8 protein-coding genes are annotated in these 10,953 nt (G+C 41.7%); 7 read left to right on the top strand and 1 reads right to left on the bottom strand.

Annotation, left to right across the window (positions count from 1 at the left end):
- The first annotated feature begins 183 nt into the window (after positions 1-183).
- Complete coding sequence (gene leuS / locus ACHBIF_RS11230) at positions 184-2,685, top strand: leucine--tRNA ligase (protein WP_394720537.1); 2,502 nt, start codon at positions 184-186, stop codon at positions 2,683-2,685.
- A gap of 248 nt (positions 2,686-2,933) precedes the next feature.
- On the opposite strand, the gene pbp3 is transcribed toward leuS, so the two are convergent.
- Positions 2,934-4,184, bottom strand: a complete 1,251-nt coding sequence (gene pbp3 / locus ACHBIF_RS11225; RefSeq protein ID WP_105161034.1) for a D-alanyl-D-alanine carboxypeptidase PBP3 — start codon at positions 4,182-4,184, stop codon at positions 2,934-2,936.
- 213 nt (positions 4,185-4,397) lie between these two features.
- Between pbp3 and ACHBIF_RS11220 the strand changes: the two genes are divergently transcribed.
- The 6 genes from ACHBIF_RS11220 to tadA all read left to right on the top strand — a co-directional run bounded on the left by ACHBIF_RS11220 (position 4,398) and on the right by tadA (position 10,847).
- Complete coding sequence (locus ACHBIF_RS11220) at positions 4,398-6,191, top strand: oligopeptide ABC transporter substrate-binding protein (RefSeq protein WP_394720535.1); 1,794 nt, start codon at positions 4,398-4,400, stop codon at positions 6,189-6,191.
- Positions 6,192-6,443: 252 nt separating this feature from the next.
- Positions 6,444-7,463 carry an ABC transporter ATP-binding protein gene (locus ACHBIF_RS11215; protein WP_172060189.1) on the top strand — a complete coding sequence of 340 codons (1,020 nt, stop codon included), beginning with the start codon at positions 6,444-6,446 and terminating at the stop codon, positions 7,461-7,463.
- Positions 7,464-7,465: 2 nt separating this feature from the next.
- A complete protein-coding gene (locus tag ACHBIF_RS11210) occupies positions 7,466-8,407 on the top strand; it encodes an ATP-binding cassette domain-containing protein (protein ID WP_394720532.1) in 942 nt (313 codons plus the stop codon).
- Between the two features lies 1 nt (position 8,408).
- The gene (opp4B, locus tag ACHBIF_RS11205) at positions 8,409-9,365 is read left to right on the top strand and encodes an oligopeptide ABC transporter permease (protein ID WP_105160732.1); all 957 of its coding nucleotides are present in this window, start codon (positions 8,409-8,411) and stop codon (positions 9,363-9,365) included.
- Between the two features lie 13 nt (positions 9,366-9,378).
- On the top strand, positions 9,379-10,281 hold the full coding sequence (locus tag ACHBIF_RS11200; RefSeq protein ID WP_105122748.1) for an ABC transporter permease: 903 nt from the start codon (positions 9,379-9,381) through the stop codon (positions 10,279-10,281).
- A gap of 56 nt (positions 10,282-10,337) precedes the next feature.
- A complete protein-coding gene (gene tadA, locus ACHBIF_RS11195; protein WP_394720529.1) occupies positions 10,338-10,847 on the top strand; it encodes a tRNA adenosine(34) deaminase TadA in 510 nt (169 codons plus the stop codon).
- Positions 10,848-10,953 lie beyond the last annotated feature (106 nt).

The following is a 10,953-nucleotide window of genomic DNA, read 5'->3' as shown; positions in this document are numbered from 1 at the left end:
ACCCTAAAAAATGCTTGGACTACAAGTCGCCGAGTGAATTTCTTTTGGATGGCTAAGTTCAACTTGAAATTTGGGTTGGGAAATGAAGAGTAATGAGCAGGAATCCCCCATGATTTCTACCTTTTTTCTTTCCTTATTTCGTGATATAATAGTAAAGATAATTTATTGACATGGAGAAATGACATGAGCTTCTACAATCACAAGGAAATCGAGCCCAAATGGCAGGAATTTTGGGCGAAAAACCACACCTTTAAGACGGGAACAGATGCAGAAAAGCCAAACTTTTATGCCCTAGATATGTTCCCTTATCCGTCTGGTGCGGGTTTGCACGTTGGTCACCCTGAGGGCTATACGGCAACCGACATTCTCAGTCGTTACAAGCGTGCCCAAGGCTACAACGTCCTTCACCCAATGGGTTGGGATGCCTTTGGTCTGCCAGCTGAGCAATACGCTATGGACACGGGAAATGACCCAGCTGACTTTACAGCGGAAAACATTGCCAACTTCAAACGTCAGATTAACGCCCTTGGCTTTTCTTACGACTGGGACCGCGAGGTCAATACGACTGACCCCAATTACTACAAGTGGACCCAGTGGATTTTCACCAAGTTATATGAAAAAGGCCTAGCCTACGAGGCAGAAGTGCCTGTAAACTGGGTGGAGGAATTGGGAACAGCTATCGCCAATGAAGAGGTCCTTCCTGACGGAACGTCTGAACGTGGTGGCTACCCTGTTGTTCGCAAACCAATGCGTCAATGGATGTTGAAAATCACTGCCTATGCAGAGCGGTTGCTCAATGATTTGGAAGAAGTTGATTGGCCAGAGTCAATCAAGGACATGCAGCGCAACTGGATTGGCAAGTCAATTGGTGCCAATGTGACCTTCAAGATTAAGGACACAGACAAGGACTTCACTGTCTTTACCACTCGTCCTGACACCCTTTTCGGTGCGACTTACGCTGTTCTTGCTCCTGAGCACGACTTGGTTGATAGCATTACATCGCCTGAGCAGGCAGAAGCTGTGGCAGAATACAAACGCCAAGCCTCTCTCAAATCAGACCTAGCCCGTACAGACCTAGCCAAAGACAAGACAGGTGTTTGGACTGGTGCCTATGCCATTAACCCTGTCAACGGCAAAGAGATTCCAATCTGGATTGCGGATTATGTGTTGGCAAGTTACGGAACAGGTGCTATCATGGCGGTTCCTGCCCATGACGAGCGTGACTGGGAATTTGCCAAGCAGTTTGGTTTGGACATCATTCCAGTTCTGGAAGGTGGCAATGTAGAAGAAGCTCCTTACACAGAAGATGGTGCCCATATCAATTCTGACTTCCTAGATGGTCTTAACAAGGAAGAAGCTATTGCCAAAATGGTGGCTTGGTTGGAAGAAAATGGTGTCGGTCAGGAGAAAATTTCTTACCGCCTCCGTGACTGGCTCTTCAGCCGTCAGCGTTATTGGGGTGAACCAATTCCAATCATTCACTGGGAAGACGGTACTTCCACAGCAGTCCCAGAAAATGAGTTACCTCTGGTATTGCCAAAAACCTCAGACATCAAGCCGTCAGGTACAGGTGAGTCACCACTTGCTAACTTGACAGACTGGTTAGAAGTGACACGTGAAGATGGCGTCAAAGGTCGCCGTGAGACCAACACCATGCCACAATGGGCGGGCTCAAGCTGGTACTACCTCCGCTACATTGACCCACACAACGACGAGAAATTGGCAGACGAAGAGCTTCTTAAAGCTTGGTTGCCAGTGGACATCTACATCGGTGGTGCTGAGCACGCAGTCCTTCACCTGCTCTACGCTCGTTTCTGGCACAAGTTCCTCTATGACATCGGTGTTGTGCCGACCAAAGAGCCTTTCCAAAAACTCTTTAACCAAGGGATGATTTTGGGAACTAGCTACCGCGACAGCCGTGGGGCGCTTGTGGCGACAGATAAGGTTGAAAAACGTGATGGTTCCTTCTTCAACATCGAAACTGGTGAAGAGTTGGAGCAGGCACCTGCTAAGATGTCTAAGTCCCTTAAAAACGTGGTCAACCCAGACGATGTAGTCGAGCAGTTTGGTGCGGATACCCTCCGTGTTTACGAGATGTTCATGGGCCCACTTGATGCGTCAATCGCCTGGTCAGAAGAGGGCCTCGAAGGTAGCCGTAAGTTCCTTGACCGTGTTTATCGCCTCTTGACGACCAAGGAGCTTGTTGCGGAAAATAGCGGAGCGCTTGATAAAGTTTACAATGAAACTGTGAAGACGGTGACAGAGCATATTGAAGACTTGAAATTCAACACGGCTATCGCCCAGCTCATGATTTTTGTCAACGCAGCCAACAAGGAAGACAAGCTTTACGTCGAATACGTCAAAGGCTTTGTCCAATTGATCGCTCCATTTGCGCCACACTTGGCAGAAGAACTCTGGCAGGGTCTTGCAAATACAGGCCAGTCAATCAGCTATGTCGCATGGCCAACATATGATGAAAGTAAGCTGGTAGAAAGCGAAGTGGAAATCGTTGTCCAAATCAAGGGTAAAGTAAAAGCTCGCTTGACTGTAGCCAAAGACCTGTCACCAGCTGAACTTGAAAAAGTTGCCCTTGCAGATGAAAAAGTCCAAGCTGAAATCGCTGGTCAAACAGTGGTCAAGGTGATTAGTGTTCCGAATAAACTAGTTAATATTGTTGTGAAATAAACTCGCTTATTAGCCCTATTTCCGATTTACAACAGTCTATTCCTAGACTGTTGTATCCGAATAAATTAGTAAACGTCGTTGTGAAGTAAACTGACTTCCGTCAGTTCTTATTTCCCACCTCAGCAATCTCTCCCAAGGTTGTCTGAGCCAAATAAACAGTTAAGCAAAGCGACTGGTTTCTTTTCTAGCTTATCGACATATACAAAAAAACGACTTCCGTGCGAAAAACGGGAGTCGTTTTGCTGTTATTACAGTTTTTCATTGACATAGCGGACGAAGTAATTCCACCAAGAGACGGGCCAAATATCAGCCTTGACTTCTTTTTCGATGACCATTTCAAGGCTTGGTTGTTCTTGAATGTAACCCTTGCCGATCAAGTCGGAGTCATGGAGCCACAGTCTTCCGGCTGCTGTTCCTTTTTTAAGTGGTGCCTCAAGAGGGCCTTCGACTGATTTAAAAGAAGCGGTTGGCAATTCGACAGCCGAGCGTTTGATTGGAATTCTAAAGTCTCTTTGGGCAACAACTGGACTAGTGTCGACGCGCCCATTGAAAATCTCAATAGAGCTGTCATCAAAGGCTTGCCCCTGCCCTAGATAGGTAATAGATTGGAAATGCTGGGCAACATAGTTGAGCAAATTGGTCGTTGCGATATAGCGGTAATCGGGATCAATATCGCTGTGGTCGGCGTTGAGGATAACCGTCAGGACACGCATATTTTGCTGGTCAACAGTTGTCACCAGGGAGGCGCCAGCAGTAGCAGAGTATCCCGTTTTCAAACCATCTACACCTGCACGCTGATAGGGTTTACCTTCCAACATCCCATGCCCACCATAATAGGTATGCCCATCCATGGTTAAGCTTTGTTGGCTGGTGATGTCCAGTACCTGAGGATGATCCAAGACCAGACGACGGGCAATAAGGGCGATTGCCGCAGCAGAAAATTTATTTTCATCCTCTTTACCAGTGCCGGGATAGCGTTCATCCCCGAGGTAGGAATTATTCAAGCCAGTCGCATTGACAATCGTGGCATCACCAATACCCCAGGATTGGACTTTTTCTCTCATCAAATCCACAAAGGCTTTCTCACTACCTGCCACCTTCTCAGCCAGAGCAATTGTTGCGCTATTGGCAGAAACAATCAATGATGCCCGGAGCAGCTGTTCGACCGTGTATTCCCTACTTTCTAAAAGAACGTTACTGATTTCTGTATTGAGAGTCAGCTTATAGGGAAAATCAGATATGGCCACAGGGCTGTCCATTGTCAATTTTCCTTCTTCAATAGCTTCATAGACCAAGTAGGCCGTCAACAACTGACTGATAGAAGCAACGCTGGCTGGGCTATGGGCATTTTTTTCGTATAAAATTTTTCCTGTTTCGACTTCAATAGCGATGGCATGCTCAGCTGCCGCCTGGTAAACCTGCTCCTCGGCCAGACTGGTTTGGCCTCCTAGAATAATGGAAAGTAGAAAAACTATCAAGAATGAACTGTATTTTTTCATATAAAATTCCTTTTTAATCGATTATTTCCTATTATATCATATTGTAAAGGGGCTAGACACATGAAAAAAGGCTAGAAATTATTAGAAAATATAGAAAATTTGGTTTTTTACAAAATTTTCTGACAAAAACGCTTTCTTTAATAAAATTTTATGATATAATACTATTCATAGACATAAATCTATGTCCCAAAAAAAAGAAAACAGAGGTGTTTTATGAAAAAGACAACAAAACTCTTTGCCTTAGCAGGTATCACACTCTTATCTGCATCTGTTTTAGCAGCTTGTGGTGCTAAGTCGTCATCAAGTTCATCAGAACAAAACTTGTCATTCCCAGCAGATGTTTCTCAAGATGGAACAGCTGTTTCTGGTGCTCAATTAAATTATGCTTGGGTATCTCCTACAACTTCTTCAGGTCTTTTGATTGACGAGCTGACTGAAAATACAACTGACTCAACATTTGGTGGAATGGTTGATATTTCAATGTTTGGTTACGATGGAGATCGTAAATTAGATGACTCAGGTCTTGCTAAAGCTGAATTTGATGTGGAAGGTAAAAAAATCACTGTTAGCTTGACTGGTAAAGACTACAAGTGGTCAGATGGTGAACCATTCACAATCAACGACTATATCTTCACAATCAAGTCATTGGCAAGCAAAGACTATACCGGTGTGCGTTTTGATGATAAATTCTTGAACATTGAAGGTATGCAAGAATTTGTTGACGGTAAAGCATCAGACATTTCAGGTATCAAGAAAATCGATGATTATACAGTTGAACTGACTGTGAAAGAAATGTCACCTTCTATGATGTATGCCGGTGGTGATGTACCTGCCTATATCCAACCAGAACACATCTACAAAGATATTCCTGTGGCTGATTGGGAAAAGAGCGAGTATTCACGTACTGCTAAACTTGTAGGTATGGGGCCTTGGAAAATCAAGGAAATCGTAAACGGTGAGTCTATCACTTACGTTCCAAACGAACACTTCTTCAAGGGTACAACACCAAAAACAAGTTCATTGAAGATTGACATCGTATCACCAGATACAATCGTTTCTGAGATGAAAGCTGGTAACTACGATATCGCAGATATGCCTGTTGACCAGTTGGATTCATATAAAGATGCTTCTAACTTGAACATCGTTGGATCTTTGGATTCAGTTTACGAATATATTTCATTCAACCTTGGTAAATATGACGAAGCTGCTGGCAAGAACGTTATGGATGAGAATGCTAAGATGAATGATGTGAAACTTCGTCAAGCGATTGCCTATGCTATTGATACCAAGACTGCTGGTGAGAAATTGTATAACGGCTTGTACCACCCAGCAAACTCATTGATTATTTCATTCTTTGGTGAACTTCATGATTCTGAATTGGCAGGCTATACATACGATCCAGAAAAAGCTAAGAAACTCTTGGATGAAGCTGGCTACAAGGATACAAACGGTGACGGCATTCGTGAAGGTAAAGACGGTAAAGAATTCAAAATCACTTTCGCAGCTCGTAAACGTACAGAAGCGAACGAAGCACTCGTACAACAATACATTGCTTGGTGGAAAGAAGTTGGCTTGAATGTTGAATTGTACACTGGCCGTACTGTTGAAGTAAATACTTTCTACGATGCACTTCAAGCAAACGACCCTGCAATTGATATGTATGCTGGTGGTTGGTCAACTGGTTACGATCCAAACCCAACAGGTACTTGGGGTCCTATCGCTGCCTTCAACATGTCACGTTTCGTATCTGAAGAAAATACAAAATTGTTGGATGCAATTAGTTCTACTGCTTCATTCGATGAGAAAACAAACCTTGAAAACTACAAGGCTTGGCAAAAATATGCTCACGAACAAGCATTTGCTATTCCAACATTTGAATCTGAGTCTATTACAGCATTGAACAAGCGTGTGAAAAACTATGATTCTAACTATGGTTCAGCTTCAGGTAAAGGTATTGCTCTTGAAAATATCGAATTGACAGCTGATAAAGGTGTAGCGGCAGAATAGTTTTATAAAGAAGATAATAGAATCTGAAAAAGCCAACTTGGTTGGCTTTTTTCAGATTGCTATTGGAATTTTCTGATAATTATGGTATAGTAGAACCAGTATACAAAAAATGATTGATGTCATTTTTAGTTTTTAGTAAACGCTATCAAATTCTATATAGACTTGATGGATTTATTAATAAAGATATAAAAGATCAGTTTTCATAGACTTAAGGATATTTGATTTGAAGGATGAAAGAAGTTGAATGAACTGATGAACAAAGGAGGAAAAAGCGTGGCTAATGAAAAACCGCTTTTAGACATTAAGGATTTGCACGTTGGATTCCGCATTGGAGATGATTATTTTGATGCAGTTGACGGTGTTGATATTACCTTACAAAAAAATGAAATTCTAGCGATTGTTGGGGAATCTGGTTGTGGTAAATCAACTTTGGCAACAACAATTATGGGGCTACATAATCCATTAAATACCAAAATTACAGGTAGCATCCAGTACAATGATATGGAATTAATTGGGATGGACGAGGCCAAGTACAATACGGTGCGTGGAAATGATATTGGTATGATTTTCCAAGATCCCTTGGCGTCTTTAAATCCGTTGATGACCATTGGTGCACAGATTGATGAAGCGCTATTCTATCATACAGACTTGGATGCCAATGCCCGTACGGAGCGTGTTTTGGAATTATTAGCTCAAGTAGGTATTCCAAATCCTAAACGTACATTTAAGCAGTATCCACATGAGTTGTCAGGTGGTATGCGTCAGCGTATCATTATCGCCATGGCCTTATCTTGTAAACCTCCGATTATTATTGCCGATGAACCGACAACAGCCTTGGATGTAACTATTCAGGCACAGATTTTGGATTTATTAAATGATATTCAAGCAGAAACTGGGTCAGGTATTATTTTGATTACTCACGACCTAGGAGTGGTGGCAGAAACAGCAGATCGTGTAGCTGTTATGTACGGTGGTCAGTTTGTAGAAGTTGCTCCTGTTGAGGAACTCTTTACCAATCCTAAACATCCATACACCCGTTCTCTTTTGAAATCAAATCCGCAATCAGAAAATGAAGGCGGTGAGTTACATGTAATTGACGGAATTGTACCGCCAATTACAAAGATGTTGCGTAAAGGTTGTCGATTTGCACCACGTATTCCGTGGATTGAAGCAGCAACACACGAAGAAAATCCGGTTATGCATGAAGTTGGACCTAACCATTTTGTACGTTGTACTTGCCATGAAACATTCTATTTTGAAGGGGAGGCCTAATAGTGGGATTTATTGAAGTAAAAGATTTAAAAGTCCATTATCCAATTCGTAGTGGCTTCTTTAACCGTGTTACTGATCATGTTTATGCTGTGGATGGTGTAAACATTGAAATCGAAGAAGGTAAGACATATGGTCTGGTTGGTGAGTCAGGATCAGGAAAATCAACGATTGGTAAAGCAATTATTGGTTTAGAGCGTGCCACTTCAGGACAAATTATTTATGAAGGACAAAATGTAACCAACAAATCACGTGGAAAAAAAGGCAACTTTAATCGTGATGTTCAGATGATTTTCCAAGATTCACTTTCAAGTTTCAATCCGAAAAAACGTATTTTGGACATCATTGCAGAACCAATTCGTAACTTTGACCGACTTTCACCAGATGAAGAAAAGAAAAAAGTTCTTCAGCTCTTGGATACAATTGGTCTCAATGAAGAAGCTTTAATTAAGTATCCTCATGAATTCTCAGGCGGTCAACGTCAACGGATTGGAGTAGCTCGTGCCTTGGCTAGTAACCCACGTTTGATTATTGCTGATGAGCCAGTTTCTGCCTTGGACTTGTCTGTTCAAGCTCAGGTCTTAAACTATATGAAACGTATCCAAGATGAATTTAAACTTAGCTATCTCTTTATTTCTCATGACCTTGGTGTGGTACAGCACATGTGTGATGAACTCTTCATTATGTACCGTGGTCGTTTTGTAGAAACAGGAAATAAACATGATATTTATAGTGATCCACAGCATATCTACACCAAACGTCTCTTGTCAGCGATTCCATCAATTGATCCGGTGAATCGTTTGAAAAATAAGGAAAAACGTTTGGCTGCAGAAAAGGAGTACCAAGAAAAACAAGGTCAGTACTATGATGAAAACGGTCGTGTATACGATTTAAAAGCTTTTTCAGCAACTCATCAAGTAGCCCTTCCAGAAGGAGGTAAGAACTAAGATGTGGAAAACAGTATTACGACGTTTACTCATGATGATTCCTCAGATTATCATTCTGAGTGTCATTGCATTCTTTGTTGCAAAAATGATGCCTGGTGATCCATTTACCGGTATGATTGACCCTAATATTGACCCTGCTATTATTGAACAAAAACGGATTGCAGCGGGATATTATGATCCAATTCCGGTTCAATATATTCGCTGGGTAGGAAATCTTTTGCAGGGTGATTTTGGACAAAGTTTCCTCTTTAAACAACCAGTTATCGATGTGATTATGCAGCGTTTGAATAACACAATTTGGTTATCATTGCTTACCATGATTTTGACCTATGCTATTGCCCTTCCATTAGGTATGATTGCGGGTCGTTATCAAAATTCACTTGCTGATAAAGTCATTGGTGTATACAATTTCTTGACTTTCTCAACTCCAACTTTTGTATTTGCAATTTTGATGCTCTGGTTATTTGGTTTTAGTTTAGGTTGGTTTCCGACGCGTGGTTCTATCGGTGGTGGGGTTGAAGGCTTTGCAGCTATATTAAGTCGTCTCCATCATATGATTTTGCCAGCGATTACCATGGCTATTTTGTCAACGACAGTAACAATCCAATATCTTCGTACCGGAATTATCGATGCGAAGAGTCAGGACTATGTTCGTACAGCTCGTGCTAAAGGTGTGCCTGAGCGTGTGGTATACAACCGTCATATCTTCCGTAACTCAATTTTACCTATTGCATCATTCTTGGGGTATGAATTGACTGGTTTGATTGGTGGGTCTATCTTTATTGAAAATATCTTTACCTATCCTGGTATCGGTCAATTGTTCTTTAACTCTATCTCAAGCCGTGATTACAGTGTCATTTTGGCCCTCTTGTTAATCTTTGGTATGGGAACTTTGTTGGGAACCTTGATTTCAGATATTATCATGAGTATTGTTGATCCACGTATTCGTGTGAAATAAAAGGAGGAGTAAGGTGAGTAAAGAAAATAAAAAACAAGTACAATCAGCTTCAACTCCTCCAGGTGGTTTTCGTGTTATTGCACGAGAATTTATGAAGGACAAGTTAGCTTTAGCTTCATTGATTATCTTGGTAACGGTTCTCTTGGCTGTTTTCATCGGTGCCTTGGTAATGGATCAAGAGCAAGTTATGAAAGTCAATCTTTTAGGACGTTACTTGGAGCCAGGAGTTGATGGCTATATTTTGGGAACGGATGAAGGTGGAAAAGACATTTTTGGTCAACTGATTATTGGTGCTCGTAACTCCATTATCATCGGTTTCACCATTACCATTATCACTAGTATCATTGGTATTTCAGTTGGGTTAATCTCAGGTTATTATGGTGGTCGATTGGACGGTTTCTTGATGCGTATTGTCGATTTTATCATGATTTTGCCTGTAACAATGTTGATCATTGTATTTGTAACAGTTATTAAAAACTATACAATTTATCATTTCATTTTTATCATGAGTGCATTTTATTGGACAGCCAAAGCCCGTCTCTTCCGTACAAGAACTTTGTCAGAAGCGAGCTTGGATTATGTCAATGCGTCGAAAACACTTGGAACAAGCGACTTCATGATTATGTTCCGTGAGATTTTGCCAAACTTGAGTTCTTTGATTATTGTCAATTTGACCCTCAACTTTGCAGGAAATATTGGTATCGAAACATCATTGACTTATCTAGGCTTCGGTCTTCCGTCAACAGTTCCAAGTTTGGGTACATTGATTTCAAATGCCCGTAATGCAGACATCTTGGAAAACAAGACTTGGATTTGGTTGCCAGCAGCTATCTTTATCCTTATTATGATGCTTTGTATCAACTATGTCGGTCAAGCCTTCCAACGTGCAGCAGACGCTAAGCAACGTTTAGGTTAATTGTTTATTCTATAGAAGAGTTCTTTCGAGAGCTCTTTTTCTGTTATAATGGAAGTATGGAATATACATTAGAAGAAAAAGAACGCTTCATGCGGGCTGCATTGGAGGAAGCAGAAAAATCACTTGCCAAGCATGAGATACCGATTGGATGCGTAATTGTCAAAGATGGTAATATTATTGGTAGAGGTCACAATGCGCGTGAGGAACTGAACCAGGCAATCATGCATGCGGAAATCATGGCCATCCAAGAAGCTAATCACTTTGAAGGGAACTGGCGTTTGCTAGATACAACCCTTTTTGTAACCATTGAACCCTGTGTTATGTGTAGCGGGGCCATCGGACTAGCCCGAATCTCACAAGTTATCTACGGAGCCCCAAATCAAAAATTTGGTGCAGCAGGTAGCCTATACAATGTATTGCGAGATACACGTCTCAATCATCGAGTTGAAGTCGAGTCGGGAATCTTGGAAGATGGCTGCGCAAAAATCATGCAGGACTTCTTCAGACAACGGCGCGCCAAGCAGTCAGAGTTGAAAGAAAAAGCAAGCCAAGGAACAGATTTATAGCCCGGCAGACAGTTAGAATAAGGCAATAGGGCAAATTTCAATTCCGAGTTAGCCACCTATAAGAAATTCTCTCGGTGACTTGTAGCCCAAACATTTTTTGGGATAG

It is taken from the genome of Streptococcus sp. A11, assembly GCF_043674225.1.
In the GTDB taxonomy this organism is placed as follows: domain Bacteria; phylum Bacillota; class Bacilli; order Lactobacillales; family Streptococcaceae; genus Streptococcus; species Streptococcus suis_V.
This window is presented reverse-complemented; position numbering and strand designations above follow the sequence as displayed.

What these genes read in the sequence shown, in the direction of transcription:
- pbp3 (WP_105161034.1), bottom strand. Translation starts at nt 4,184, where the DNA reads ATGAAAAAATACAGTTCATTCTTGATAGTTTTTCTACTTTCCATTATT.
- leuS (WP_394720537.1), top strand. Translation starts at nt 184, where the DNA reads ATGAGCTTCTACAATCACAAGGAAATCGAGCCCAAATGGCAGGAATTT.
- ACHBIF_RS11215 (WP_172060189.1), top strand. Translation starts at nt 6,444, where the DNA reads ATGAACAAAGGAGGAAAAAGCGTGGCTAATGAAAAACCGCTTTTAGAC.
- ACHBIF_RS11220 (WP_394720535.1), top strand. Translation starts at nt 4,398, where the DNA reads ATGAAAAAGACAACAAAACTCTTTGCCTTAGCAGGTATCACACTCTTA.
- opp4B (WP_105160732.1), top strand. Translation starts at nt 8,409, where the DNA reads ATGTGGAAAACAGTATTACGACGTTTACTCATGATGATTCCTCAGATT.
- tadA (WP_394720529.1), top strand. Translation starts at nt 10,338, where the DNA reads ATGGAATATACATTAGAAGAAAAAGAACGCTTCATGCGGGCTGCATTG.